The sequence below is a fragment of the Streptomyces atratus genome (assembly GCF_014648655.1).
Taxonomy (GTDB): Bacteria; Actinomycetota; Actinomycetes; order Streptomycetales; family Streptomycetaceae; genus Streptomyces; species Streptomyces atratus.
In genome coordinates, this window is record NZ_BMRN01000001.1 from 426,092 (window position 1) to 451,970 (window position 25,879).

22 protein-coding genes and 1 pseudogene are annotated in these 25,879 nt (G+C 68.8%); 9 read left to right on the forward strand and 14 right to left on the reverse strand.

Translation table 11 applies throughout. The features are described 5' to 3' along the window. From IEZ15_RS01845 to IEZ15_RS01855, 3 genes and pseudogenes are all read left to right on the forward strand, one after another. Positions 1 to 757, forward strand: a 757-nt coding sequence (locus IEZ15_RS01845) for a hypothetical protein (RefSeq protein ID WP_194535959.1), incomplete at its 5' end; no start/stop codon positions are given. A 163-nt stretch (positions 758 to 920) separates the two neighbouring features. Next, positions 921 to 1,643, forward strand: coding sequence for a class F sortase (locus IEZ15_RS01850; protein WP_114246471.1), 723 nt, complete (start codon positions 921 to 923; stop codon positions 1,641 to 1,643). 247 nt (positions 1,644 to 1,890) lie between these two features. Further along, a pseudogene (locus IEZ15_RS01855) lies at positions 1,891 to 2,109 on the forward strand (coagulation factor 5/8 type domain-containing protein); the annotation flags it as partial. A 65-nt stretch (positions 2,110 to 2,174) separates the two neighbouring features. Here IEZ15_RS01855 and IEZ15_RS01860 read toward each other — a convergent pair. The 8 genes from IEZ15_RS01860 to IEZ15_RS01895 form a co-directional block, all read right to left on the reverse strand. Continuing rightward, positions 2,175 to 2,786, reverse strand: coding sequence for a response regulator transcription factor (locus IEZ15_RS01860; protein ID WP_189273597.1), 612 nt, complete (start codon positions 2,784 to 2,786; stop codon positions 2,175 to 2,177). After that, positions 2,783 to 3,961: a sensor histidine kinase gene (locus IEZ15_RS01865; RefSeq protein ID WP_189273599.1), complete on the reverse strand. Its 1,179-nt coding sequence runs from the start codon at positions 3,959 to 3,961 to the stop codon at positions 2,783 to 2,785. The genes IEZ15_RS01860 and IEZ15_RS01865 overlap by 4 nt, the downstream gene beginning before the upstream one ends. Then, positions 3,958 to 4,713, reverse strand: coding sequence for an ABC transporter permease (locus IEZ15_RS01870; protein ID WP_189273601.1), 756 nt, complete (start codon positions 4,711 to 4,713; stop codon positions 3,958 to 3,960). Before IEZ15_RS01870 ends, IEZ15_RS01865 begins: the two co-directional genes overlap by 4 nt. Beyond that, positions 4,707 to 5,645, reverse strand: a complete 939-nt coding sequence (locus IEZ15_RS01875; RefSeq protein ID WP_189273603.1) for an ABC transporter ATP-binding protein — start codon at positions 5,643 to 5,645, stop codon at positions 4,707 to 4,709. The genes IEZ15_RS01870 and IEZ15_RS01875 overlap by 7 nt, the downstream gene beginning before the upstream one ends. A gap of 218 nt (positions 5,646 to 5,863) precedes the next feature. Then, positions 5,864 to 7,948 carry a hypothetical protein gene (locus IEZ15_RS01880; protein WP_189273605.1) on the reverse strand — a complete coding sequence of 695 codons (2,085 nt, stop codon included), beginning with the start codon at positions 7,946 to 7,948 and terminating at the stop codon, positions 5,864 to 5,866. A gap of 175 nt (positions 7,949 to 8,123) precedes the next feature. Continuing rightward, a complete protein-coding gene (locus tag IEZ15_RS01885) occupies positions 8,124 to 8,567 on the reverse strand; it encodes a DUF6113 family protein (RefSeq protein ID WP_114246465.1) in 444 nt (147 codons plus the stop codon). Beyond that, a complete protein-coding gene (gene mshB / locus IEZ15_RS01890) occupies positions 8,564 to 9,463 on the reverse strand; it encodes an N-acetyl-1-D-myo-inositol-2-amino-2-deoxy-alpha-D-glucopyranoside deacetylase (RefSeq protein ID WP_114246464.1) in 900 nt (299 codons plus the stop codon). Before mshB ends, IEZ15_RS01885 begins: the two co-directional genes overlap by 4 nt. 97 nt (positions 9,464 to 9,560) lie before the next feature. After that, positions 9,561 to 9,755: a hypothetical protein gene (locus IEZ15_RS01895; RefSeq protein ID WP_093896879.1), complete on the reverse strand. Its 195-nt coding sequence runs from the start codon at positions 9,753 to 9,755 to the stop codon at positions 9,561 to 9,563. Between the two features lie 166 nt (positions 9,756 to 9,921). Here IEZ15_RS01895 and IEZ15_RS01900 point away from each other — a divergent pair, with 166 nt between their 5' ends. Continuing rightward, complete coding sequence (locus IEZ15_RS01900) at positions 9,922 to 12,054, forward strand: S9 family peptidase (protein WP_189273606.1); 2,133 nt, start codon at positions 9,922 to 9,924, stop codon at positions 12,052 to 12,054. Between the two features lie 41 nt (positions 12,055 to 12,095). Here IEZ15_RS01900 and IEZ15_RS01905 read toward each other — a convergent pair whose 3' ends face one another. The 6 genes from IEZ15_RS01905 to IEZ15_RS01930 all read right to left on the reverse strand — a co-directional run bounded on the left by IEZ15_RS01905 (position 12,096) and on the right by IEZ15_RS01930 (position 19,125). After that, entirely contained in the window at positions 12,096 to 13,097 is a 1,002-nt protein-coding gene (locus IEZ15_RS01905; protein ID WP_229845683.1) for a hypothetical protein, read from the reverse strand. 196 nt (positions 13,098 to 13,293) lie between these two features. Further along, positions 13,294 to 14,502 (reverse strand): ABC transporter ATP-binding protein, encoded by a 1,209-nt coding sequence (locus IEZ15_RS01910; RefSeq protein WP_189273608.1) that lies wholly within the window; start codon positions 14,500 to 14,502, stop codon positions 13,294 to 13,296. Then, entirely contained in the window at positions 14,492 to 15,469 is a 978-nt protein-coding gene (locus IEZ15_RS01915; RefSeq protein WP_114246461.1) for an ABC transporter ATP-binding protein, read from the reverse strand. The genes IEZ15_RS01910 and IEZ15_RS01915 overlap by 11 nt, the downstream gene beginning before the upstream one ends. Positions 15,470 to 15,482: 13 nt before the next feature. After that, positions 15,483 to 16,457, reverse strand: a complete 975-nt coding sequence (locus IEZ15_RS01920; protein WP_189273610.1) for an ABC transporter permease — start codon at positions 16,455 to 16,457, stop codon at positions 15,483 to 15,485. Beyond that, a complete protein-coding gene (locus IEZ15_RS01925; RefSeq protein WP_114246459.1) occupies positions 16,450 to 17,373 on the reverse strand; it encodes an ABC transporter permease in 924 nt (307 codons plus the stop codon). The genes IEZ15_RS01920 and IEZ15_RS01925 overlap by 8 nt, the downstream gene beginning before the upstream one ends. Positions 17,374 to 17,490: 117 nt before the next feature. After that, positions 17,491 to 19,125 carry a peptide ABC transporter substrate-binding protein gene (locus tag IEZ15_RS01930; RefSeq protein ID WP_189273611.1) on the reverse strand — a complete coding sequence of 545 codons (1,635 nt, stop codon included), beginning with the start codon at positions 19,123 to 19,125 and terminating at the stop codon, positions 17,491 to 17,493. 494 nt (positions 19,126 to 19,619) lie between these two features. Here IEZ15_RS01930 and IEZ15_RS01935 point away from each other — a divergent pair, with 494 nt between their 5' ends. The 5 genes from IEZ15_RS01935 to IEZ15_RS01955 all read left to right on the forward strand — a co-directional run bounded on the left by IEZ15_RS01935 (position 19,620) and on the right by IEZ15_RS01955 (position 25,737). Beyond that, positions 19,620 to 20,648 (forward strand): ABC transporter permease, encoded by a 1,029-nt coding sequence (locus tag IEZ15_RS01935; RefSeq protein WP_189273613.1) that lies wholly within the window; start codon positions 19,620 to 19,622, stop codon positions 20,646 to 20,648. Positions 20,649 to 20,723: 75 nt separating this feature from the next. Continuing rightward, positions 20,724 to 22,511, forward strand: coding sequence for an ABC transporter substrate-binding protein (locus IEZ15_RS01940; RefSeq protein WP_189273615.1), 1,788 nt, complete (start codon positions 20,724 to 20,726; stop codon positions 22,509 to 22,511). Positions 22,512 to 22,604: 93 nt separating this feature from the next. Next, the gene (locus IEZ15_RS01945; RefSeq protein ID WP_189273616.1) at positions 22,605 to 23,585 is read left to right on the forward strand and encodes an ABC transporter permease; all 981 of its coding nucleotides are present in this window, start codon (positions 22,605 to 22,607) and stop codon (positions 23,583 to 23,585) included. 71 nt (positions 23,586 to 23,656) lie between these two features. Continuing rightward, positions 23,657 to 24,622, forward strand: a complete 966-nt coding sequence (locus tag IEZ15_RS01950; protein WP_229845707.1) for an ABC transporter ATP-binding protein — start codon at positions 23,657 to 23,659, stop codon at positions 24,620 to 24,622. 26 nt (positions 24,623 to 24,648) lie between these two features. Further along, a complete protein-coding gene (locus IEZ15_RS01955) occupies positions 24,649 to 25,737 on the forward strand; it encodes an ABC transporter ATP-binding protein (RefSeq protein ID WP_189273618.1) in 1,089 nt (362 codons plus the stop codon). The last annotated feature ends 142 nt before the right edge of the window (positions 25,738 to 25,879 follow it).

Below are 25,879 nucleotides of genomic sequence, written 5' to 3' on the forward strand. Positions count from 1 at the left end.
CAGCACCGAGGGCAAGTCCAGCGGTAGCACCGAGGGCAAGTCCAGCGGCAGCACCGAGGGCAAGCCCAGCGGTGGCGTTCAGGCCGGCGGCGGCTTCATGGCCCGGGTCATCACCGACGACGAAGGCGGCCGTGGCGGCGACGAGGGTGGCCGCGGCGGCGACGACGAGGGTGGCCGCGGCAGCGACGAGGGTGGCCGCGGCAGCGACGACGAGGGTGGCCGCGGCAGCGACGAGGGCCAGTCCAGCGGTAGCGACGAGGGTGGCCGCGGCGGCGACGACGAGGGCCAGTCCAGCGGTAGCGCCGAGGGCAAGTCCAGCGGCAGCGACGAGGGCAAGTCCAGCAGCAGCACCGAGAGTAAGCCCAGCGGCGGCGTCAACGCCGGCGGCGGCTTCATGGCCCGGGTCATCACCGACGACGAAGGCGGTCGTGGCGGCGACGAGGGTGGCCGCGGCGGCGACGACGAGGGCGGTCGCGGCAGCGACGACGAAGGCGGTCGCGGCAGCGACGAGGGTGGCCGCGGCGGCGACGACGAGGGCCAGTCCAGCGGCAGCGACGAGGGCAAGTCCAGCGGCAGCGCCGAAGGCGGCCTCAGCGGCGACGAGAGCAAGCCCAGCGGCGGCGTCAACGCCGGTGGCGGCGGGATGGCTACGACCAACAGCAGCCTGGCCGCCGGCTCGGCGCTGCTGATCGGTGGCATCGGCGTCGGTGCGTACAAGCTGCGCCGTCGCCAGTCGTCGGGCGGTGCGATCGCCTGACCGGGCCCAACGGCTGACTGGTCGTTTCGTTTGTCGCGGCCGTCGTCCCTCGGGGCGGCGGCCGCGGCTTCGATTGCACACCACCACCCCACCACCGCACCCCACCCCTCCCCCCTTTCTCCTTTCTCCTCTCCAACACCGCACAACCGAAAGGCACGTTCCCATGGCCGCCCCGCAGTCTCCCGGCTCCATCCCAACCCGGACTGCCCCCGGAACCCCACTGGGCCGCGCCTTGATGTGGCCCGCTGTGGCAGCCGGGGTCGGCATGCTCGTGATCTACAACTCCATCGAAACCTCGGTCGACGACAAGCCGCCCGCCCCACCCGCCGCCGTCGCGCCCGCAGCCGTACCCGAGGTCCTCGGCTCCCATGCCGCGCCCCGACCCGTCACCCCGTCGGCGCCCGCCGTCGGCCCGGCGATGTCGCGTTCCGTCCCGACGCGGCTGCAGATTCCGTCCCTCGCCGTCAAGGCACCGTTCACCGACCTGTCCATCGGCGCCGACGGTCGGCTGAACCCGCCGCCCCCGAACGACAGCAACTTGGTGGGCTGGTTCAAGGGCGGTGTCACCCCTGGCGAGCGTGGTGCCGCGATCGTGGCGGGCCATGTCGACACGACGACCGGTCCGGCCGTGTTCCTGCAGCTCCAGTTCCTCAAGCCGGGTTCCACGGTCGACATCACCCGCGCCAACGGATCGGTCGCCACATTCAAGGTCGACTCCGTCGAGACGTTCAGCAAGGCGAAGTTCCCGAACAAGCGCGTCTACTCGGACACCCCGTCCGCGCAGCTGCGCCTGATCACCTGCGGCGGCCCGTACAACAGGAAGGCCAAGCACTACGAGGACAACGTGGTGGCCTTCGCCCACCTCGAATCCTCCAAGAATGGCTGACGGCCGGTCGACGGTCGACGCCGGGATACAGCCACCCGCCGGGCCGGGAGGTCGTACGGGGCGGCACGGAGCCTGAGTTCCTGTCGCCCCGATTCACCTTCTGAACACCGGAGTTGATCAACGTGCCCGTGCTCTCCCACCGCCGCCGCCCGGCGATCGCAACCGGCATCGTTCTGGTCGCCGGAGCTGTCTTGATGCCCGTCGGCCACGCCACGACGAAGCCGACCGCCCCTGCGGCAAGCACGCCGAGCGCCAGGGCATGGGCAGCTACTGTCACTACAACGTCGACCCGACGACCCGTCAGTACCACGGCTTCGAGGTGCCGGTGAAGCCGGGCGTGAGGTTCCACGATCTGCTGGTGGTCCCGCTCGGCGGTCAGGGACCGTACGAGCACGTCATCAACGACACCGGATCCGCCACGTCCGGGGCGAGCACCGTTCCGTCGCAGGTGGTGTCCTTCCCGTAGCCGGGGGGGAGCGGGGTCCGGTCGCGGCGACAACGGCGGCCGGGCCTCGGCCTGCTGCTACGGCTCTACAGCCAGCCCTTTTCCTGGGCGATGCGGACCGCCTCGGCCCGGTTTCGGGCCGCCATCTTCTGGATCGCCATGGAGAGGTAGTTGCGGATCGTCCCCTGCGAGAGGTGGAGCGCGGCCGCGATCTCCGCGTTGGTGGAGCCGTCCGCCGCCGAGCGCAGCACATCGCGTTCGCGGTCGGTGAGCGGGCTCGCCCCGTCGGCGAGTGCGGCCGCCGCGAGTGTGGGATCGATGACCCGCTCGCCCGCCAGCACCTTCCGTACCGCCGAGGCCAGTTGGGCGGCGGGCGCGTCCTTCACCAGGAAGGCGTCGGCGCCCGACTCCATGGCCCTGCGCAGATAGCCGGGGCGACCGAAGGTGGTGACGACGACGACCTTCACGGCCGGGAGTTCGCGCCGCAGGGCCGCTGCCGCGTCGATACCGGTCATGCCCGGCATCTCGATGTCCAGCAGCGCCACATCGATGCGGTGCTCGTGGGCCGCGGCCAGCACCTCGTCGCCGCGGGCGACCTGGGCCACCACCTCGATGTCGGGTTCCAGGCCGAGCAGTGCCGCGAGGGCCTCGCGCACCATGGACTGGTCCTCGGCGAGGAGGAGTCTGATCATGCTCATTCCGTGGATCCTAGGCCGGAACCGAGCGGAACACTCAAGGTCAGGGTGAAGCCTTTATCGGAACCGGAGTTACCGGCCCGGGTGGTCAGCGTGCCGTCGACCGTGGCGAGGCGTTCGGTGATGCCGGTGAGGCCGTTGCCCGGTTTCGTACCCGCGGCTCCGACGCCGTCGTCCGCGACGGTGAGTTCGAGGACCCTGCCGTCGAGGGTCTGGCGCGGGGTGAGGATTACGGTGCAGTGCCGGGCGCTGCTGTGGCGTACGACATTGGTGACGGCTTCGCGCAGCGCCCAGGCGAGCACCTCCTCCGGCTTCTCGGGGAGGCCGTCGGGGGCCTCGGCCGGGACGTCGGCGGTGATGCCCGCCGCGGCGAGTGCGGTACGGGCTCCGGCCAGTTCGCCGGGGAGGGTGGGCCGGCGGTAGCCGGTGACGGCGCTGCGCACGTCGACCAGGGCCTGGCGGCTGACCTGTTCGATGTCCGCGACCTGGGCGGCCGCCTGCTCCGGGTGGCCGGGGAGCATCCGCCCGGCCAGTTCGCTCTTGAGCGTGATGAGCGAGAGCGAGTGGCCGAGCAGGTCGTGCAGATCGCGGGCGAGCCTGAGCCGCTCCTCGTTGGCGGCGAGCTGGGCGACGGTCGCGCGGGCCTCGCGCAGCTGGATCGTCGTGCGGATCAGCTGCCGTACCCCGGTCATCGCGAACCCGCCGAACAGCGCCGGGAAGACCAGCGCGGTGGTGATCTCGCGGGGGTGGTCGACGGTCAGTCCGATGCAGACCAGTGCGGCGACGACCACGGGGATCAGCCAACGGGCGTTCCTCAGCGGCATGGTGGCGCCGACGGAGACCGCCACGTACACGAAGAGGACCAGCCACGCGGCGCCGAGCGTCAGGGAGAGGACGGCGGCGAGGGCGCCGAGGAAGGCGATCGTCGTGTGGACGGCGCGCCGGTCAAGGGCCTTCGACGTGTGGCGGAAGACCAGGACCAGATAGGCCCCGACGAAGACCAGCAGACCGAGTGCGCCCAGCGCGGTCGCCCACTGCGTGTGGTCGCCGTCGGCCAGATCCTTGACCGGGGCGCTCATGAAGGCGAGCCAGATGCCGATCCAGAACAGCTTGATCCACACCTGTCGGCGGCCCGTCGCCGCGAACCCGATACCTACGGACGTCTCCTCGTCGTTCACGCCTTCAGGGTGTCCTTCCGGTAGAGCCAGGCCGCGCCGCCCGCGAAGATCAGGAAGTAGGCGCAGAGGATGGCGACGTCCTTGGCGTGCGGCGAGCCGCCCATCTCGATCGCCTGACCGAGAGAAGCGTACGCGTGGGTGGGAAGCCACTCGGAAACGTTCTGCAGCCACTGCGGGAAGGTGGCGCTGGGCATCCACAGACCGCCGAGGATGGACAGCCCGAAGTAGATGATCATCGTGATCGGGCGGACCGCGTCACCGCTGGCGATGTAGCCGATGGCGACCCCGAGCGCGGCGAAGACCAGTGAACCGGCCCAGATGACCCCGGCCAGCGTGAACCACTGCCAGGTGTCCAGCCGTACGTGCTTGACGCCGGCGGCGACCAGGAAAACGACCACGATGCAGGGCAGGGTGACGATCGCCGCGCCGGCGATCTTCGCCAGGACGTAGCCGCGGCTGGGCAGTGCGGTGAGCCGGAGCTGGCGGACCCAGCCCTTCTCGCGCTCCTTGGCGATGCGTTCGCTGTTGCCCATGAGGACAGCGGTCAGCGCGCCGAAGGAGGCCATCGAGACCATGAAGAAGGCTTGGAAGGTGAGATCGCTGTGCGGGACCTTGTCGGTGGTGTTCCGGGTGCCGGAGATCAGCAGATAGATCACCGACGGGTAGATGACCGAGAAGAACATGAACTTCTTGTTCCGCAGGGTGCGGGTCACTTCGAGCCTGATCAACGCCCACGAAAAGAAACTCAGCATGCGGTCCTGGCCTCCTCGGCCTCGGTGATGGCTACGAAGGCCTGCTCCAGACCGAGTCCCGCGACTTCGAGCTCGCGCGGGTAGAGGCCGAGTGCGTAGACGGCGTGCACTGTCGCGTCGGCGTTGTGCGACTGGATGCGGACCCGGTTGCCGGTGATGTCGAGCGCGGAGAGGAACGGCAGGGCGCGCAGGGCCGCTTCGTCGACCGGGCCCTCCAGTTCGAAGGAGATCCGGCGGGCTCCGGCCTTCGCCTTGATCTCGGCGGCGGTGCCGTCGGCGAGCAGCCGGCCCTTGTGGAGGACGAGGACGCGGTCGGCGATCGCGTCGGCCTCTTCGAGGTAGTGGGTGGCGAACAGGACGGTACGGCCCTGCTCGGCCTGCTCCCGCATCGTGGCCCAGAAGGCCTGGCGGGCGGTGACGTCCATGCCGGTGGTCGGCTCGTCGAGGACGATCAGGTCGTTGGCCCCGGCGGTGGCGAGCGCGAACCGTACGCGCTGCTCCTGGCCGCCGGAGAGCTTGTTGACCATGCGGTCGGCGATCTGCGCGATGCCGGCCCGGGACAGCACCTCGCCGACCGGGTAGGGCCTGGGGTGCAGTTCGCAGGCGAGGCGGACCAGCTCCTCGACCGTGACGTCCTCCATCAGACCGCCGCTCTGCAGCATCGCGCCGACGCGGCCCGCTGCGATGGCACCCTGCGGGGTCGTGCCGAAGACCCGGACGGAACCGGAGTCGGCGGTGCGCAGGCCGAGCAGCAGGTCCAGGGTGGAGGACTTTCCGGCGCCGTTGGGGCCGAGGAGCGCCACGGTCTCGCCGGGGTGCAGGTCGAGGGTGAGTCCGTCGACGGCGCGAACCGCTCCGTAGGCCTTGCTGACCTGGTCGAAGCGGACCACGGCGGTCTTCGCCCCAGTGGCCTCGGTGGCTGTCGTTGTCATGCGTCCAGCCTGGCGGAGAAGGGGGTACGTCCGGCAGGGCCGCGGGTCGTGGAAACGGGATGACAGATGTCATGCCGCGCGCATGACGCCGCTGTCGTGCCGTACGTCTGCCGAACACGACGCCGCTGCAGTGCCGTATGCCGCCGAACACGACGCCGCCCCCGGCCGGGAGTCCGGACGGGGGCGGTTGTGCGGTGCGGTTCGCCTTGGTGGGGCGGTTATCCGTTGCCGTTCAGGCCGATCGTGACGGTCCGCTCGGCGGTGGTCCTGCCAAGCAGCGCGGTCTGCATGGCTTGTGCCACATCGTCCGCACCGATCTGGTGCTTCTTGCCGTCACCCTTGGTGATCATGATGCCGTCGAAGACGCCGTCGCAGAGGGTGTCGATGGCCTTCTTGTCGTAGTGCTCGACCAGTCGGCCCTTGACCGGCACCATCGTGAGGATCTGCGGCAGCGACTTCGCCGGGCCGAACTGGATCTGCTTGGGACCGGCCTTGATGGTGACGAGGCCGGACATCGCGGGCTTCGCGAAGTCCTTCATCGCCCGGTCCAGTTCGGCCTGGCTGATGGTGGGCTCCCTGGTGGTGACGGGCAGTTCGACGGTGGCCGCCTTGCCCGTCTGCACCTGGGCCCGGTACGCGTCGCGTACCGAGATCATCGACTGGTTGACGTCCAGCGTCTTGCCCGACTTGCCGGGTACGGCGACGGCCTTGCCCGGCTCGAACCTGATCGTGCCGTCGTTGGCCGAGCCGGAGACACCTGCCAGGTCCGTCAGCGCGACACCGAGCTTCTCCTCGTCGACCGGGATCACCGGGTCGACGGTGCGCTCGCCGCCGAAGAGGGAGCCGATGACGGAGACCGGGTTGTAGTCGCTGCCCGCGGCGGAGCGCACGGTCTCCTGGCTGTCGAGGCCGAGCCCGGCCTTGTCCGGTGCGAGCTCGGTCTTCTTGCCGTCCACGGAGAGCTGGAGGGGAGTCTCGGCGCGCTTGCCGAGGGCGGCGTCCAGCTTCGCGACGCCCTCCTCCTTCGTGCCGCCGCCGATGTCGACGCCGAGGACGGTGGTGCCCTTCGGGACGTCGGAGTGGTTCATCAGCAATCCGGCGCCGTACGCGACACCGAGCAGACCGACGACGCCGACGCAGAGGAGGACCAGCTTGGAGCGGCCCTTCTTCTTCGCGGGCGCGGGCGCCGGGGCGGGACGGGCGGCGGGGGTGGGCGCCGGGGCGGCGGGACCGCCGGGTCCTGCCGGTCCGGTGCCCATCGCGTCGTCCGGGATACGGGGAGTCAGATCGGGACGCCCGCCACCGGCGCCGCCCGCGCTCGGGAACAGGGACGGCGAGCGGTGCTCCGGCGGAACGACGGGGATGCCGCTGGTGAGCGTGTCACCGGAGACGTTGCCGCCGGGCCCGGCGGAGGCCGGGGCCGCGAACTGAGGCGTCAGCACCGCCGTGTCGTCGGACATCCGCGGGGGCACGCCACCGGATGCGCCAGGACCCTGCGGGCCCGCGGGACCACCGGAGCCTCGCGGACCGCCGGGGCCCGGGCCGCCCGCTCCGTCGAGGTTCGGGGTGAGGGACGAGGCGCCGGTGACCGGGCCCGCGGTGGGTCCGGAGGGGCCCGGCGTACGCACCCCGAGGTTCGGCGTGGGGCGCGGGCCGGCTGCGGGGCCGCCGTGGCCGAACTCGTCGAGGGCGCTGCCACCGGGGCGGGGTGCGTCCTGGTCGGCCGCGCGCTGCGGGCCGTCCGAGAAGTACGGCAGGTCGGCGCGGGGCGGGGTGGGTGCCTCGCCCGTGGGGCCGTCGGCGCCACCGGCAACGCTGCCGCCGACGACCGAGGTGTTCGTGGGGGCCTTGCGCGGGGCGAACCAGTCGCTGCCGCTCTTCTCCCTGGCCGGCTTGTCGGCAGCCGGTTCCGCGGGCGCGGAAGAACCGGCTCTCGCCTCGGCGCCCGGGTCGGCGTCGGACGCACCCGACGCGCCGCCCGGCGCGGGCGAGCCGGGGCGCGGAATGCTGCCCGTGCGCTCGCCTTCGGCCGTGTCGGCGTCGCTCATGGGCGTACGCATGACAACCGGCGGGATGGGACGCGAGCCCGGAATGTTGATCCGGATGCGCGTCGTCAGCGTCGTCTCGGTCCTCGGCTCCTCGGACTGAGGCGGGTCCGCAGGCTCCGGGGCCCCCTCCGGGGCGTCCTGCGAAGGGTGCAGCGACGGATACTGGCGGGATCCGTACGGCGGCGTCCCCGAGGGGTACGCGGCTCCCCCGCGCCCCTGGGGCCCGGAGGACGAAGTGTCAGTTTCACGACTCAAAGCAGGTTCTCCCGATTGGCTCCGCCGCCCGTACTTCCCCCATGCCGCAGGCCAGGGGACGGCTCGGCGCGCGGACCACCTTACTGGCCGCCGCCGACAGACACCCCGCGACCGGGGGAAACGACTGCGTGACCACCGGACGGACAAGGGGCATTACGGGATCGGACGTGGCACTCTACTTGCCAGGTCGGCCGCTGTCGGCGCCCGGTTGAGGCGACCGCGACATGGTGGCACAGATCACAGCGATCACCATCCCGCCCAGCAGGAAAAGGGTGAGGCCCGTTTCATCGCCGAAGACATAGTCGCCTTCCGGTCGTCCGCCGAGCAGTAGAAGGACCGAAATCAGCCAGCCCGCCGCGGGTGCCAGGGCGCCGAGCTGGGTGCCGAAGACGCAGCGCCCGCCGTAGAACAGTCCGGCGCAGGCGGCCAGCGCGAGCAGCAACCCGCCGGGGAACCAGGCGGCTTGGACGAGCGCCCCGGCGATCCCGACGAGCGCGCCGAGCACGGCGAGGCCCGCATAGGCGGCGATCCGCCCGGGGTTGAGGGGCGCGGCGAGACCGGTGCCCCGAACGTCCCGGGAGGGTGCGCCGGTGCGCGGTGTGCGCTGCTTGCCGCTCATTGTTCCGCCCCCGGTACACCGGCGAACAGGTCGTCCTCGCGCACCCCTTGAGGGGCCCCGGAGGCGCCATGTACCAACTCGTAGTACTCGGTGGTGAAGACGGGCTGGCCGAGGTCGTTGGAGAGGGCGAAGAAGGGGCCGTCCACGGCGATCTGCGTGGCGTGGGCCCGCATCGCCGCGCGTTTGGCCGCCGCATGGGCGGAGCCGTCGATCTGCGCTGTGATCCTCGTGTCGTCGACCACACCCGGTACGTCGTCGATGGCGGCGATCCCCGGGAAGGCGTCCGGCACCGTGTCCCGCAAGCGCGCGAAGCCCTCTTCGGCGACCGAACGCGGCACCCGGTTCCAGTAGATCTTCGCGACGGTGTGCACCGCGCCCGCCCCGGTGCGGTACGCGGGATCGGCGGCGAGCTCCGCCGCGCGCATCGCGACGCGGTGCGCCTGGATGTGGTCGGGGTGCCCGTAGCCGCCGTCGGGGTCGTAGGTGACGAGGACCTGCGGGCGCACCGAGCGGATCACCTCCACGAGGTACTGGGCTGCGTCGTCCACGTCCGCGTCCCAGAAGGCGGCGGGGCGGTGATTCTGCTCGGCGCCCATCATTCCGGAGTCGCGGAAGCGTCCTGGGCCGCCGAGGAGCCGGTGGTCGGTGACCCCGAGCTCCTTCATCGCCGCGGCCAGTTCGCCCTGGCGATAGGGGCCCAGGGTGTCGTCCCGGTCTGCCGCGAGATGGGCGAGCGCGGGCGGGATGATCTCGCCCTCCTCGCCGAGCGTGCAGGTCACCAGGGTGACCTGGGCACCCTCGGCCGCATACCTGGCCATGGTGGCGCCGTTGTTGATCGACTCGTCGTCGGGGTGCGCGTGCACCAGGAGCAGACGCCGGGCGGGATGGTCCGTCATGGGGACCAGCCTACGAGCCGGGCAGACCCTGGTCCGACCGCGCCCGCGCACGAGCCGCCGACGAGCCGGGGCTCAGAGAGCGGTTCGAACCGCCCTCTCAGAACTTGAGGCTTCCGATCATCCCGGCCACATTCGTGGTCAGGTTCGAGATGCTGGGCGCAATGGACGAGCTGGCGAGATAGAAACCGAGCAGCGCGCAGACCACCGCATGTCCGCCCTTAAGTCCGGATTTCCGGATCAGCAGGAAGACGACGATCGCCAGCAGCACCACCGCCGAAATCGAGAGTGCCACGGCGGTTCACCTCCATCAGTACGGTCGGGACGGGCAGCACACATGGAGCCAGCAGGTTCATACCCACCAAGCGCTACGGATCATAACTATCCGTGGCACCGCATTGATCGGGGCACAGCAGCACGAGGGGCGCACGACCGGGCGGTCGGGGACTAGGTTCGGGCTCATGACTTCGCAGAAGATCTCATTTCCGCGCCAGCACGCCAGGACGATGCGTTTCACCCTCGGCGCTCCCCGCGCGTTCACCGTTTCACCCGACGGGGAGCGGGTGATCTTCCTGCGGTCGGGCTCCGGCACGGACCGGACGGGCCGGCTGTGGGTGCTGGATCTGCCTGCGGGCGGTACGCCGAAGGAGCGCGTCGTCGCCGACCCCGAGACGCTGCTCGGCGGTTCGGCGGAGCGGCTGTCGGCCCAGGAGCGGGCACGGCGCGAGCGCAGCCGTGAGGGTTCATCGGGGATCGTCGGCTACGCGGTCGACGCGGCGGCCGAGTTGGCCGCTTTCGCGCTCTCCGGGAAGGTGTACGTCGCGGAGTTGCGGGCGGGTACGGCGCGTGCGCTGCCGGTGCCGGGCCCGGTGATCGACCCGAGGCCGTCACCGGACGGGCGCCGCATCGCGTATGTGTCGAAGGGCGCGCTGCGTGTCGTGGGTGCCGAGGGCGACGGGGACCGGGCGCTCGCGGAGCCGGAGGGCGCGAACATCTCCTACGGCCTCGCGGAGTTCATCGCGGCCGAGGAGATGCAGCGCTCGCGGGGCTTCTGGTGGTCACCGGAGTCGGACCGGCTGCTGGTCGCCAGAGTCGACGACAGCCCCGTACAGCGGTGGTGGATCGCGGATCCCGCACACCCGGAGCGCAGGCCCGCCGAGGTCGCCTACCCGGCGGCCGGGACGCCCAACGCCGAGGTGCGGCTCTTCGTGGTGGGCCTGGACGGCACCCGTACCGAAGTGCTCTGGGACCGGGCACGCCACCCGTATCTGGCACAGGTGCACTGGTCGTCGGCCGGGGCTCCGCTGCTGCTCGTGCAGGCCCGGGACCAGCAGAGCCAGCTCTTCCTCGCGGTGGACACAAAGACGGGTACGACGCGGACGGTACATGTCGACGAGGACCCGGTTTGGCTGGAAATCTTCCCCGGCGTGCCCGCCTGGGCGCCGGACGGGCGGCTCGTGCGGATCGCGGACGAGGGCGGGGCGCGGGTGCTCGCGGTCGGCGACCGGCTGCTGACCGGGGCGCAGTTGCAGCTCCAGGCGGTCCTGGACATCGGTGAGTCGGATGTCCTGATCTCGGCGTCGGCGGGCGAGGAGGCCGCGGAGCCGGAGATCGGCGAAAGCCATGTGTACCGGGTCAATGAGCTGGGCGTCGAGCGGGTCTCCGAAGGGGCGGGGATGCATTCGGCCGTCCGCGCGGGCGACGTGACGGTGCTGGTCTCCCACTCGCTGGAGCGGCCGGGGGCCCGTGCCGACGTGTTCCGGGACGGCAAGCGGATCGCCACCGTCGCAAGCCATGCGGAAGAGCCGGTTCTGTCGGCGCGGGTGCACCTCACCGAGGGGGGCGCACGGCGGATTCCGTGCGCCGTGCTGCTCCCCGAGGGGTACAAAGAGTCGGACGGCCCGCTTCCGGTACTCATGGATCCGTACGGCGGTCCGCACGGCCGGCGGGTGCTCGCCGCCCACAATCCGCATCTGACGTCGCAGTGGTTCGCCGATCAGGGCTTCGCGGTGGTCGTCGCGGACGGCCGGGGCGCACCGGGGCGTTCACCGGGCTGGGAGAAGGCTGTCAAGAACAACCTCGTCCTCACCGTGGACGACCAGATCGAGGCGCTGCACGCGCTCGCCGGACGGTTCCCGCTGGACCTCGGCAAGGTGGCGATCCGGGGCTGGTCGTTCGGCGGCTACCTGGCGGCCCTGGCCGTGCTGCGGCGGCCGGATGTCTTCCACGCGGCGGTGGTGGGCGCGCCGGTGACCGACCAGCGGCTGTACGACACCCACTACACCGAGCGCTATCTCGGCGACCCGGCGAAGCAGCCGGAGGTGTACGCGCACAACTCGGTGCTGACGGACGAGGGGCTCTCCGAGGCCGCGGACCAGGTCCGGCCGATGATGATCATCCATGGTCTGGCGGACGACAATGTGGTGGTCGCGCACTCGCTCAGGCTGTCGTCGGCGCTGCTCTCGGCGGGGCGCCCGCACGAGGTGCTGCCGCTCAGCGGGGTGACACATATGACGCCGCAGGAGCAGGTGGCGGAGAATCTGCTGCTGCTCCAGGTGGACTTCCTGAAGCGGTCGTTGGAGCTGCGGGGGTGACCTGACCGGCGGCGCCCGGTGATCGCTTCCGGCCGCGCCCGTCACCAGCCGGGCGGTGGCTGGGACGGGGGCGGCGGACCGAAGACGCCGGGCGGCGGATAGCCGTACCCCTGGTCATAGCCCTGGTGGGGCCCGTCAAGGGCGTCGGCGGAGCCCCGCCGGGCCAGCACGATGAACACCACCACGGCGACGACCGCCTCGAAGAACCAGGTCACCACCGTGAGCTGGTCCTCGGTCGGCAGATCGCCGAAGCGGTCGAGCATCTTGTAGTGCACGGCGCGGGACACTCCCGTCACCCCGCCGGTCAGCAGCAGACCGACGGCGATCAGGCCGAACGGCCGTGCGTGCACGGCGCGGGAGAGCGCGCTCACCGCCGCGAACAGACACAGCAGCGCGATGACCGCGTCGCCCCAGCCGGGCGGCGGATCGATCAGCCCCTGGAAAAGCCGGTCCCCGCCCACGTACCACTGCGGGAAGATGTCGGGGAACCGCACCACCTGACGGATCTCCCAGGCGATCACGACCGCCCCCGAGGCGCCCAGCAGCAGAAAGGTGGTCACACCCGCGCCCCGGCCCGGCCGGGTCGGCGTGCGTTCGGAGAAGTCACGCGGCGGTCTGCGTCCGGCCCCCGCGGTGATGACGAGCGCGATGCCCGCCGCGAGGGCCGCGAAGGAACAGATCAGGGCGCGGGTACGGAGGTCGTCGGCGAAGCGGGCACTCATCGCGGGCTCGCCGATGTTCCAGAGCCCGGGCAGCCGCATGGCGAGCGTCACCACTCCGGTGGCGACCAGGGCGGTGGCGGCCGCCGAGGACCGCAGGGCCGCGAAGAAGGCGACGACATACACCACGAGCAGCGCCACGTCGTTGGCCGAGGTGGTGGGCATCGCGGAGAGCCGCACGTCGTAGTAGCCGGCCCAGTACCGCACCAGATCCGCGGGCTCCTCGACCGCCCTGAAATCCCGTACGAGCCAGCCGGCGACGATCAGCGCGAGCAGGGCGCAGAGAACGGCGCCGGTGATCCTGGCCCCCCGTGTGAGTATCACGCGAGCGATACTCCACCGTCGCGGCCCGCCGGACAAGGGAGTTGTCCGGGCAGTGCGCGAACGGGCAACCGGCCGGGGAGACTTGACGGCCCCCGGCCGGTTCACGGCACCCGCACGGCCGTACGCCGACCATGGTGGCGCGTTCGTATGTCGGCTGTGAGACAGCCGAGTTGCCCGCGCGTCAACGTGTTTGCGGTCAGCCGGCCCGGCTGCTCCCGGAGGACGGCGGTCCGTCCTCGTGGCCCACCGCGTCGGACGGGCCCGGGGGGTCCTCCTGGCCGGACTCGTCCGCCTTCTCCTGCGAAACCGCCTTCCCCACCACCGTCTCCCCCGGCGTCTCCAGCAGCCCCTCCGGCGGCACCACCTGCTTCTCCTCCGCGAAGTGGCAGGCCGAATCGTGCCTGGCCGGCGAGTCCGCCGGCCGGAAGACCGCCGGCACCGCCAGCAGCGGCACTTCCCGTTCGCACCGCTCCTGCGCCTTCCAGCAGCGGGTGCGGAACGGGCAGCCGGAGGGCGGGTTGGCGGGCGAGGGGACATCGCCGTGCAGGAGGATCCGCTCCCGGTGCTCGCGGGCCATCGGGTCCGGCACCGGGACGGCGGACAGCAGCGCCTGGGTGTACGGATGCGTGGGGTGGTCGTAGATCTGCTCGTCGGTGCCGATCTCGACGATCCGGCCCAGATACATCACGCCCACCCGGTCGGAGATGTGCCGGACGATCGACAGGTCGTGCGCGATGAAGACGTAACTCAGCCCGAACTCCGCCTGGAGCCGGTCCAGCAGGTTGACGACCTGCGCCTGCACGGAGACGTCGAGGGCGGAGACGGGTTCGTCGGCGACGATGATCTCGGGGTTCAGGGCCAGCCCGCGGGCGATGCCGATGCGCTGGCGCTGGCCGCCGGAGAACTGGTGCGGATAGCGGTTGATGTACTCCGGGTTGAGCCCGACGACGTCCAGCAGATCCTGGACCTTTCTGCGCCGGTCGCCCTTCGGGGCCACCTCGGAGTGGATCTCGTACGGCTCCCCGATGATGTCGCCGACGGTCATCCGGGGGTTGAGCGAGGTGTACGGGTCCTGGAACACCATCTGGATGTTGCGGCGCACGGCCTTCAACGCGCGTCCCGACAGTTTGGTGATGTCCTCGCCCTTGTACCTGATCGCACCGGCCGTCGGCTGTTCCAGATGCACCAGCATCCTGGCCACGGTCGACTTGCCGCAGCCCGACTCCCCCACGATGCCGAGCGTCTCGCCCGCCGCCAGGTCGAAGGAGACCCCGTCGACCGCCTTGACGGCGCCGATCTGCTTCTTGATCAGGATGCCCTGGGTCAGCGGGTAGTGCTTGACCAGATCGCGTACCTGCAGAATGGGTTCGCCGCCCACGCGGACGCTCCCCGGTTCAGCGTGCATCGAGCGTCTCCTTCCAGAAGTAGCAGGCGCTCTCACGGTGCCGGGCCACCTCGAAGAGAGGCGGTACCTCGCCTCGGCAGATCTCCTGAGCCATCGGACAGCGCGGGTTGAAGGCGCAGCCGGGCGGGATGTGCAGCAGGTTGGGCGGCAGGCCCTTGATCGCGTACAGCTCCTGGCCCTTCTGGTCCAGGCGCGGGATCGACTGGAGGAGGCCCTTGGTGTACGGGTGGGCGGGGGCCTTGTAGATCTCGTGGACGGGGGCCGACTCGACGATCCGGCCCGCGTACATCACGGCGATGTAGTCGGCCACGTCCGCGACCACGCCCAGATCGTGAGTGATCAGGATGAGTCCCATGTTGAGCTCGCGCTGGAGCTCGGCGAGCAGGTCCATCACCTGGGCCTGGACGGTCACATCGAGGGCGGTGGTGGGTTCGTCCGCGATGATCAGCGAAGGTTCCAGCGCCATCGCCATGGCGATCATGATGCGCTGGCGCATGCCGCCGGAGAACTGGTGCGGGTAGTTCCCGACGCGTTCCCTGGCGGCCGGGATGCGGACCCGGTCCATCAGCTCGACGGCCTTGAGCCTGGCGTCCTTGTGGGACATCCCGCGGTGGACGACGAACATTTCGCCGAGCTGTTCCCCCACGCTGAGCACGGGGTTGAGGGAGGAGAGCGCGTCCTGGAAGATCATGGCCATCTCCTGGCCGCGGATCTTCCGGCGCTCCTCCTTCTTCATCTTCAGCAGATCGCGGTCCTTGAAGACGATCTCGCCGCCGCTGATCTTTCCCGGGGGCATGTCGAGAATGCCCATGATCGCCTGTGCGGTGACCGACTTGCCGGAGCCGGACTCGCCGAGGACGGCGAGCGTCTCACCCTCGGCCACCGAGTAGTTGACCCCGTTGACGGCTTTGGCCACCCCGTCGCGGGTGTGGAACTCCACGTGCAGATCGCGCACTTCGAGCAACATGGCAACGGGCTCCTCAGCGCAGCTTGGGGTCGAGGGCGTCGCGCACCGCGTCGCCGAGCATGATGAACGCGAGCACGGTGATCGCCAGCGCCCCGGCGGGCCAGAGCAGCATGTGCGGGGCGTTGCGGATGTAGTTGGCCGCGGCGGAGATGTCGATGCCCCAGGAGACGGCAGGCGGTTTCAGGCCGACGCCGAGGAACGAGAGAGTCGCCTCCAGAGCGATGTACGTACCCAGGGCGATGGTCGCGACGACGATCACAGGGGCGACGGCGTTCGGCGCGATGTGGCGCAGCATCATCCGCGAGTTGGAGGCGCCGAGCGCGCGGGCCGCCTGGACGTAGTCGTTCTGCTTGGCGGTGATGACCGAGCCACGTGCGATACGGGCGATCTGCGGCCAGCCCAGCAGCACGATGAAGCCGATCACCGGCCAGACGGTGGAGCTCGGCACCACGGAGAGGAAGACCAGGCCCCCGAGGACCACCGGGATACCGAAGAAGATGTCGGTGATGCGGGAGAGGAACGAATCCGACAGGCCGCCGTAGAAGCCGGCAAGGCCGCCGAGGAGGCCGCCGAGCAGGGTGACGCCCAGGGTGGCGCAGACGCCCACGGTCACCGAGTTCCTGGCCCCGTAGACGGTCCGGGTGTAGACGTCGCAGCCCTGTCCGTCGAAGCCGAAGGGGTGGCCGGGCTGTGAGCCCTCCTGGGCCTTGCCCAGGTTGCAGTTGAGTGGGTCCTGGTCCGCGATCAGTGACGGCCAGATCGAGATGATCACCAGGAAGAGGATGATCAGGGCGGAGATGATGAAGACCGGGTTGCGGCGCAGGTCCCGCCAGGCGTCGGACCACAGACTGCGCGGCTTCTCGGCGGGGCCGGTACCTTCGGGGCCGCCCGGTGTCTTTTCGAGGGTCGCACCCTCCTCCAGGGCGAGGTCCATCGCACCTCCCGCTCCGGCCGACGAGATCGCCTCGTCCGGTGTCTGCTCAGGCATAGCGGATCCTCGGGTCGAGTACGGCGTACAGCAGGTCGACGATGAGATTCGCCGCCAGGAAGACGAGGACCAGAATGGTGACGAACCCGACGACGGTCTGGGAGTTCTGTCGCAGGATGCCCTGGTAGAGCTGATAGCCGACGCCGTGGATGTTGAAGATCCGCTCCGTGACGATCGCCCCGCCCATCAGGGCGCCCACGTCCGTACCGATGAAGGTGACGACGGGGATCAGGGAGTTGCGCAGCAGATGCCGGATGATCACGCGGCGCCTGGGCAGGCCCTTGGCGATGGCGGTACGGACATAGTCGGCGCGGGCGTTCTCGGCGATCGAGGTCCTGGTGAGCCGGGTGACGTACGCCAGGGAGACGGAGGCGACGACGAGCCCCGGGATGATGAGTTCGTCGAGCGGCGCCTGTGAGGAGACGGACGGATGGATGATCCCCCACTTCACACCGAGGAGGAGCTGGAGCAGCAGACCGGTGACGAAGGTCGGGATGGAGATGACGACCAGGGTCAGGATCAGCACGGTGGTGTCGATGGGGCGGCCGCGGCGCAGACCGGTGACGACGCCGAGGCTGATGCCGATGACGATCTCGAACAAGAGCGCCACGATGGTGAGCCGGATGGTGATGGGGAAGGCGGTCGCCATCAGTTCGGTGACCTTCTGCCCGTTGAACGCGGTGCCGAAGTCGCCGGTGAAGACGTTGCCCATGTAGGTCAGGTATTGCTGCCAGACGGGCTTGTCGAGGCCGAATTCCGAGCGGAGTTGTGCTGCGGTCGCCGGATCGCACTGGCGTTCGCCGCAGAGGCCCGCGATGGGATCACCCATCACGTTCACCATGAGGAAGATCAACAGCGTGGTGCCGAAGAAGACCGGGATCATCTGCAGCAGCCGCCGGATCACATAACGTCCCATGAAGGGCTCCGGAGGTCGCGGGGGTCAAAGGCGCGTGGCTGGGGAGTGACGCGTCGACGGGATGCGGAAGCCGGGCGGCCGGTGCCAGGAACGCACCGGCCACCCGGCCTCAACGGGTCACTTGACCTTGATCTGCTCGTACACCGGGACGCTGAACTGGTTCAGCGACACATCGGTGATCCGGTCCGAGTGACCGGCGCTGCCGTTCTGGTACCAGAGCGGGATCACGGGCATCTGCGCGACCAGGACCCTCTCCGCGTCCTGGAAGGTCGAGACGGCCTTGGCCTTGTCGGACTCGGCGTTGGCCTTGTCGACGAGGCCGTCGAACTGCTTGTTGCTCCACTTGCCGTCGTTGGACGAGGCGTCGGTGTAGTACACCGGCTGCAGGAAGTTCTGGATGAGCGGGTAGTCCATCTGCCAGCCGGCCCGCCAGGCGCCGTTCAGCTTCTGCTGGGAGACCTGACTGCGGAAGTCGGCGAAGGTGCCGACCGGGGCACCGACGCACGCCTTGTTGTTGCCCATCACCTTGTTGATGCTGTTGCAGACGGCGTCGACCCACTCCTTGTGGGAGCCGGTGTCCGCGTTGTACGAGATCTTGAGCTGGCCGCCGGGGATGCCGCCGCCCTCCTGGATCAGCTTCTTGGCGTTCGCCGCGTTGTATTCGCAGGGTGCGCCGCACAACCCCTTCTTGAATCCGCCGTCCACGCCGAGGACCGGGGAGGTCCAGTCGGAGGCGGGGGTGCGGGTCTTCTGGAAGATCTGACTGGTGATCTGATCGCGGTTGATCGCCATCGACAGGCCCTGGCGGACCTTGATGCCGCCGGGGGTGTCCCACTTCTTGTCGTAGAAGGGGAAGGCGAGGGTCTGGATGATGCCGGCCGGGGTGTTGATGTACCGGTCGCCGAGGTCCGCCTTGACGTTCTTCAGCTGCGAGGCGGGCACATCGTCGACGAGGTCGAGGTTGCCGGCCGTCAGGTCGGTGTAGGCGGTGTTGTTGTCCGTGTAGACCTTGAGGTCGATGCCGCCGTTCTGCGCCTTGTCGGCCCCGGGGTACTTGTCCCACTTGCGCAGGTTCATCGACGAGCCCTTGGTGTAGTTGTCGATGGTGTACGGGCCGTTGCCGATCGGCTTGGACACCCAGGCGGCGTGGTCGGTGAAGAAGGTCCTGGGCAGCGGGGCGAAGGCCGGATAGCCGAGCGTGTCGGGCCAGAGGGAGAACTTCTGCATCAGCTTGACCGTGAAGGTCTTGTCGTTGACGAGCTTGAGGCCGGAGAGCGTGTTCGCCCTGGAGCTGCCCGACTCGGGGTGGACCTTGCTGTATCCGTCGATGTAACCGAAGAAATAGGCGTTCTTCTGATTGTTCTTCAGCAGGGCCCCGTAGTTCCAGGCGTCCACGAACGACTTCGCGGTGACCTTCTCGCCGTTGCTGAAGGTCCAGCCGTCCTTCACGGTGATCGTGAAGTTCTGGTTGTCCTTGGTCTCGATCTTCTCGGCGAGCATGTCGGTGGCCGCACCGGTCTTCGGGTCGTACCTCTTGAGTCCCCGGAAGATCATGTCGAGGACCTTGCCGCCCTGCACCTCATTGGTGTTGGCGGGCTCCAGCGGGTTCTGCGGGTCACCCCAGGAGGAGCTCACGATTCCGTTCGCCCCACCGCCGCCACCACTGCTGTTGCCCCCGCCGCCACATGCCGTCGCCGCCAGGGCGACGACCACCGCACATGCGGCCCACTTGGCCTGTGTGGCTCCGCGCATGGAGTGCCTCCTCTTTGTGCTCCGCCTTACGTAGAGTCGAATATCACCGCATAACACTCTTTCCACACATTTACCCCCGCCATCCGGGCGCGCCGGAATCACCTGACCCCAGCCGGGCGGGGGACCCGGGTGCCACTCGACACGACCACGGACAGGCCGGGCGTGAACCTGACCAGCGTCCGAGCGGTAACGGCCACGCATCGAATGCGCATCATCCATGTACACACCTGACCGGATGTACGAATTCCGAGACACTGCCGCCCGAATATCGGACCCATTGCCCGATTCACCCTCGATGGCCCCGAATGCGCTTTCGGGGAAGTTAACAACGGGTAAAGATATGCTCATCAAGAGACCATGAAGTGGTCAAATTTCCAAAGAGCGACCCATGGGGACCGACCATTCATTGACTCTGCATGAATTGCGTTGAAAAGGTCCGGGTAGCCCGTAGGTGTGCCCTGCGGAGTCCTTCGACCCTCCGGGCCAGGAGCACCATGACGATTCCAACTTCGAACGCAACCACGCCCGTTGAGGTGGAGGACGCGAAGCCGCAGTCCACAACGGGCCCGTCCGCGGTCAAGGGCGGCGACGGCCGCTCACCGGGCAAGATGGCCTGGCTGCGTTTCAAGCGTGACCGTACGGGCGTGATTTCGGCCTATGTGGTCATTTTCTTCTTCGTGATCGCCATCTGCGCACCGCTGATCGCGAAGCTGTACGGCAAGGACCCGCACACGATGTACGGGCAGGACCAAGAGGGTCTGCTCAACGACTTCGGCTTTCCGATCAAGCCCAACGGCGGGATCAGCAGCGACTTCTGGTTCGGGATCGAACCACAGCTCGGCCGTGACCTCTTCACCTTCCTCCTCTACGGCATCCGCAACTCGCTGTTCATCGCCGGTGTGACAACACTCCTGGTGACCTTCCTCGGCATTGCGATCGGCGTGACCGCCGGTTACCTGGGTGGGAAGACCGACTACTTCATCGGCCGGGTCATCGACATCCTGCTGGCGTTCCCCTCGACGCTGTTCTTCATCGCCTTCTGGCCGGTACTCATGTCGATCCTGGTTTCGCCCGAGGAATCCACCCCGATCTGGCTCACCGTCACCAGTCTGATCCTGGTGATGACCGCGTTCGGCTGGGCATCCATCGCGCGTCTCCTGCGCGGCGAGGTACTGGCCCTGCGCGAGCGGGAGTTCGTGGAGGCCGCCAAGGTGACCGGCGCCTCGCCGGTCCGGATCATCTTCAAGGAACTGCTGCCCAATCTGTGGACGCCGATCCTCATCCAGGCGACCCTCGCTCTCCCGATGTTCGTGACCGCCGAGGCGGGGCTCGCCTTCCTCGGTGTCGGACTGACCGCGAAGACGCCCGACTGGGGCGTGATGCTTCAGCGCGGTGCCGACGTCTATCAGGACGACATCACCTTCATGCTCTTCCCGGGCGTGACGATGGTGGTCTTCGTCCTCGCGTTCAACCTTCTCGGCGACTCGGTCCGCGACGCTCTCGACCCGAAGACCAAGCGCTGACAGTTCCGCCCCGGACCGGAGCGACGGGGCTCCGCCGGATCATTCGTCCCTTCTCACCGACCAGGGCAGGTTGCCATGTCTCTCTCCCGCAGAAACTTCGTCATCGCCACATCCGTCGCGGCGGGCGGCTCACTCGTTCTCTCCGCGTGCAGCAGCGGTGACGCCGGCGGAGGCGGCGGCAAGGGCACGCCGCAGGCGGGCGCGACCGAGTACACCGGTGCCTCCGTCAAGATCGGCACCAAGGAGGACTCGACGGGGCCGGCTCCGGAGGTTCCCGGTGCCAAGAAGGGCGGGACGATCTACGGCGTCTCCGAGGACGACTTCTCCCACCTCGACCCGCAGCGCATCTACTTCGCGTTCAACTCCTCCGGGGCGCTCATGTTCGCGCGTGGCCTCACCGGCTACAAGATCGACATGAAGGGCGCCGCGACCCTCGTCGGCGACCTCGCCACCGATGTCGGCACCGCGTCCGCCGACAACAAGACCTGGACCTTCACGCTGAAGGACGGTCTCAAGTGGCAGGACGGCAGCGAACTGACGGTCGAGGACGTCCGTCACGGCATCGAGCGCTCGTGGGCGCCGTTCATCACCGAGGGAGCTGCCTACGTCCAGCAGGCCCTGACCGGCAAGGGTGACTGGCGCAAGGGCTACGAAGGCCCGTACGGCGGGAAGCACCTGGACTCGATCGTCACCGACAAGGCGAAGAAGACGATCACTTTTAAGCTGGCGGAGCCCCGTCCGGACTTCAACTTCACGCTGGCCATGAGCTCCTACGCGGCCACTTCGATGAAGCTGGACACCAAGGAGAAGTACGACAAGCAGCCGGCTTCCTGCGGCCCGTACATCATCAAGCACCGCTCCATCGACAAGTCGATGACGCTGACGCGCAACAAGCACTGGGACCCGGCGACCGACCCGATCCGCAACGCCTACCCGGACAGCTTCGAGTTCGAGTTCGGCCCCACCTCGCTGGAGTCCGCGGACCGGTTCATCGCGGACCAGGGCAAGGACCAGCAGATGGTCTCCATCTACAAGTCCGTGCCGGCCGAGCGCATGCAGAAGGTGCTCACCGACCCGGAGCTGAAGAAGCGCACCTTCAACGGTCTGCTCACCGGCACGTACTACTACGCGATCAACTGCAAGCGCACCACCGACCTCGAGGTGCGCAAGGCGCTCAACACCGCCTGGCCGCTCGAGCAGATCCGCAAGATCTACGGCGGGCCGTCCGCGGGCGACTACGCGAGCACCATCCTCAGCCCCGACATCCTGGGCCGGAAGGAGTTCGACCTCTACGGCAAGCTGAAGACGCCGCAGGGAGACGCCGAGGCGGCCAAGGCCATCCTCAAGAAGGCCGGCAAGCTCGGTCAGAAGGTCGTCTACGCGTACCCGCAGAGCCCGACGTACGACAAGACGGCCGTCGTCATCGAGAGCGCGCTCAAGAAGGCCGGCTTCACGCCGGTCATCAAGGCCGTCGACTCGACCTCTTACTACGACCAGATCCAGCAGGTCGACAACAGCTTCGACGTCATGTGGTTCGGCTGGTCGCCCGACTGGCCGACGGCGTACACGATGATCCAGCCCCTCTTCGACAGCGTCTCCGTCGGCAACGGCCAGAACAACGTCTCCCAGACGAAGGTCGACTGGATCGACGCCGCCATCAAGGAGAACGTCGTCATCAGCGACCAGAAGAAGGCCGGCGAGGCCTGGGCAGCGCTGGACAAGCGCATCATGGACGAGGTCGCCCCGATCATCCCGGAGACCTTCCAGCGGCGCTTCTACCTGTACGGCTCCAAGGTCGGCGGCGCCATGATGGACCCGATGTTCTCGGCGACGCTGCTCTACAAGACGTACGTCAAGGCCTGACGAACGGCCCCCGCGGGGAGCGGGTGACTCTCCAGCGGAGAGTCACCCGCTCCCCCTCCTCCCTCTCGGCATCCGTCAGGAAAACCCACTGCCATGCTGCGCTTTCTTCTCCGCCGTGTCGTCGGCGCCGCGGTCATCCTGCTGATCATCAGCGCCCTGGTCTTCGTCCTCTTCTACACCGCCCCGCGCGACCCCGCCCGGGTAGCCTGCGGCAAGGTCTGCACTCCCGAGACGCTCGCACTGGTACGGCAGAACCTGGGGATCGCCGACCCGATACCGGTGCAGTACTGGCACTGGCTGCAAGGGGTCTTCTTCGGTCGCGACTACGCGTCGTACGGTCATTGCCCGGCCCCTTGCCTGGGTTACTCGTTCATCAACCGCGAGCCGGTCTTCGGCACCATCGTCGACCGGTTCCCGACCACCCTCTCGCTCTCCGTCGGCAGCGCCTTCGTCTTCGTCATCTTCGGCGTCGGCACCGGCATGCTCGCCGCGGTCAAGCAGGGCAAGCTGCTCGACAAGGTCGCCTCCTCCGCGTCGCTGGTCGCCTCCTCGTTGCAGATCTACATCGTCGGCGTGGTCGCCATGTACTTCCTCACCGACCAGCTGCACCTGCTGGACCGGCCGAGCTACACACCGCTCACCGACAATCCCGGCGCCTGGTTCTCCGGCCTTCTGCTGCCATGGCTGGTCCTGTCCGTCATCTTCACGGCCAACTACACCCGTATGGCCCGGTCCCAGCTGGTGGAGTCGCTGAGCGAGGACTACGTGCGGACGGCCCGCGCCAAGGGCCTCTCCCGGCGGACCGTCTTCTTCAGATTCGCCTGGCGCGGAGCCATGGGACCGATCATCACGATCTTCGGCCTCGATCTCGGCGTACTCCTCGGTGGCGCGATCATCACCGAGAAGACCTTCAGTCTCCAGGGCATCGGCGCACTCTCGGTCAAGGCCGTATCCACCAATGACCTGCCGACGCTGCTCGGCGTGATGATGGTGGCCGCCACCGCGATCGTGGTCCTCAACATCGTCGTCGACGCCGTCTACGCCCTCATCGACCCGCGCGTCCGCCTCGCCTAGGGAGAGATCCAGTGAGCACCCCCTTCCTCTCCGTACGCGATCTGCGCGTGCACTTCTCCACCGAAGACGGCATGGTCAAGGCCGTCGACGGGCTGTCCTTCGACATCGAGAAGGGCAAGACGCTCGGCATCGTCGGCGAGTCCGGTTCCGGCAAGTCCGTCACCAACCTGACCATCCTCGGCCTGCACCACCCGGACCACACCGAGATCGAGGGCGAGATCCTCCTTGACGGGCAGGATCTGCTGGCCGCGTCGGAGCGGGAGCTGCAGCGGCTGCGCGGCAACAAGATGGCCATGATCTTCCAGGACTCGCTGGCCTCGCTCTCGCCGTACCACACCATCGGCAGGCAGATCGGCGAGACGTACCGCAAGCACACCGGCGCCTCCAAGCGGGAGTCCAGGGCGCGGGCGATCGAGATGCTCACCAAGGTGGGCATCCCGCAGCCCGATCTGCGGGTGGACGACTATCCGCACCAGTTCTCCGGCGGTATGCGCCAGCGCGCGATGATCGCCATGGCGCTGGTCTGCGACCCGGAGCTGCTGATCGCGGACGAGCCGACCACCGCGCTGGACGTCACCGTGCAGGCCCAGATCATGGACCTGCTCAAGGACCTCCAGCAGGAGACCGGCACCTCGATCATCTTCATCACCCACGACCTCGGTGTCATCGCCGACATCGCGGACGACGTGCTGGTGATGTACGGCGGTCGCTGCGTCGAGCGCGGTACGAAGAAGGAGGTGCTGCGGGCACCCCAGCACCCGTACACCTGGGGCCTGTTGGGCTCCATGCCGAGCCTCGAAGGGCCGGTCGACGTACCGCTGTCGCCGATTCCCGGCTCCCCGCCGAGCCTCCTCAACCCGCCGACCGGCTGCCGCTTCCACCCCCGGTGCACGTTCACCGAGCAGGTCGGCGGCAAGCGCTGCGCGACGGACCAGCCGCCGCTGGAGCTCACCGCCGGGCGCGGCGCCGCCTGCCACCTCACCACCGAGCAGCGCGCCGAGTTCTTCGCAGACTTCGCCGGCACCCGGCCCAACTGACGTACAAGAGACGGGACTTCCCTACGATGAGCAGCACAGATCCCCTCCTGGACGTCTCCGGACTCACCAAGCACTTCCCGATCAAGGGCGGCTTCCCGATCCGGCGGACGGTCGGCGCGGTCCAGGCCGTCGACGGGCTGGACTTCACCGTCGCCGAGGGCGAGAGCCTGGGCCTGGTCGGCGAGTCCGGCTGCGGCAAGTCGACCACGGGCCGGCTGATCACCCGGCTCCTGGAGCCGACGGCGGGCACGATCTCGTACCGCGGGCAGGACATCACCCACGCCACGCGCAAGCAGCTGTCCCCGGTCCGCTCCGAGATCCAGATGATCTTCCAGGACCCGTACGCCTCGCTGAACCCGCGGCAGACCGTCGGCAAGATCATCACCGCGCCGATGGAGATCAACGACATCAACCCGGCCGGCGGCCGCGAGGCGCGCGTACGGGAGCTGCTGGAGACCGTCGGGCTCAACCCGGAGCACTACAACCGCTTCCCGCACGAGTTCTCCGGCGGTCAGCGCCAGCGCATCGGGGTGGCCCGCGCGCTCGCCCTGGAGCCGAAGCTGATCGTGGCCGACGAGCCGGTCTCGGCGCTGGACGTGTCGATCCAGGCCCAGGTGGTGAACCTGCTGCAGCAGCTGCAGAAGGAACTTGGCATCGCGTTCCTGTTCATCGCCCACGATCTGGCCGTCGTACGCCATTTCTCGCAGCGCGTGGCGGTCATGTACCTCGGCAGGATCGTGGAGATCGCCGATCGCGAGGACCTGTACGGCAACCCGCGCCACCCGTACACCAAGGCGCTGCTCTCCGCCGTGCCCGAGGCGAGCGCCGACGACACACCGGCTCGTGAGCGCATCCGGCTCGTCGGCGATGTGCCGTCCCCGGTCAACCCGCCGTCGGGCTGCCGCTTCCGTACCCGTTGCTGGAAGGCGACGGACAAGTGCGCGAGCGAGGCACCGCCGCTTGTGCGGGCCGAAGGCAGCCGGGAAGGCCATCTGACGGCCTGCCACTACCCCGAGGACGCGCAGTCCGTCGCGGCCGTCCCGAAGGCCCGTACCGCCTCGTCCAAGCCGAAGCTCGACAAGAAGACCGCCGAAGACCCCAAGGCCGGGGCCTGACAACCCTGCCCCGACCCCGGGGCGCCTCGCGGACAAGGGACCCGATCGGTCCTCGGACGCGGGGCTCCCCGGTCCCGAGGAACCGAGCACGTGAGCCCATTGACCCGAGCCACCTGCGCGCGCGGTTCCGGGGAAAGGAAGA

Excerpts from the sequence above, each read along its gene's own strand:
- IEZ15_RS01900 (WP_189273606.1), top strand. The coding sequence starts at position 9,922 with ATGACTTCGCAGAAGATCTCATTTCCGCGCCAGCACGCCAGGACGATG.
- IEZ15_RS01920 (WP_189273610.1), bottom strand. The coding sequence starts at position 16,457 with ATGCCTGAGCAGACACCGGACGAGGCGATCTCGTCGGCCGGAGCGGGA.
- IEZ15_RS01860 (WP_189273597.1), bottom strand. The coding sequence starts at position 2,786 with ATGAGCATGATCAGACTCCTCCTCGCCGAGGACCAGTCCATGGTGCGC.
- IEZ15_RS01935 (WP_189273613.1), top strand. The coding sequence starts at position 19,620 with ATGACGATTCCAACTTCGAACGCAACCACGCCCGTTGAGGTGGAGGAC.
- IEZ15_RS01885 (WP_114246465.1), bottom strand. The coding sequence starts at position 8,567 with ATGAGCGGCAAGCAGCGCACACCGCGCACCGGCGCACCCTCCCGGGAC.
- IEZ15_RS01875 (WP_189273603.1), bottom strand. The coding sequence starts at position 5,645 with ATGACAACGACAGCCACCGAGGCCACTGGGGCGAAGACCGCCGTGGTC.
- IEZ15_RS01955 (WP_189273618.1), top strand. The coding sequence starts at position 24,649 with ATGAGCAGCACAGATCCCCTCCTGGACGTCTCCGGACTCACCAAGCAC.
- IEZ15_RS01850 (WP_114246471.1), top strand. The coding sequence starts at position 921 with ATGGCCGCCCCGCAGTCTCCCGGCTCCATCCCAACCCGGACTGCCCCC.
- IEZ15_RS01950 (WP_229845707.1), top strand. The coding sequence starts at position 23,657 with ATGGTCAAGGCCGTCGACGGGCTGTCCTTCGACATCGAGAAGGGCAAG.
- IEZ15_RS01925 (WP_114246459.1), bottom strand. The coding sequence starts at position 17,373 with ATGGGACGTTATGTGATCCGGCGGCTGCTGCAGATGATCCCGGTCTTC.
- IEZ15_RS01930 (WP_189273611.1), bottom strand. The coding sequence starts at position 19,125 with ATGCGCGGAGCCACACAGGCCAAGTGGGCCGCATGTGCGGTGGTCGTC.
- IEZ15_RS01910 (WP_189273608.1), bottom strand. The coding sequence starts at position 14,502 with ATGCACGCTGAACCGGGGAGCGTCCGCGTGGGCGGCGAACCCATTCTG.
- IEZ15_RS01945 (WP_189273616.1), top strand. The coding sequence starts at position 22,605 with ATGCTGCGCTTTCTTCTCCGCCGTGTCGTCGGCGCCGCGGTCATCCTG.
- IEZ15_RS01915 (WP_114246461.1), bottom strand. The coding sequence starts at position 15,469 with ATGTTGCTCGAAGTGCGCGATCTGCACGTGGAGTTCCACACCCGCGAC.
- IEZ15_RS01940 (WP_189273615.1), top strand. The coding sequence starts at position 20,724 with ATGTCTCTCTCCCGCAGAAACTTCGTCATCGCCACATCCGTCGCGGCG.
- mshB (WP_114246464.1), bottom strand. The coding sequence starts at position 9,463 with ATGACGGACCATCCCGCCCGGCGTCTGCTCCTGGTGCACGCGCACCCC.
- IEZ15_RS01870 (WP_189273601.1), bottom strand. The coding sequence starts at position 4,713 with ATGCTGAGTTTCTTTTCGTGGGCGTTGATCAGGCTCGAAGTGACCCGC.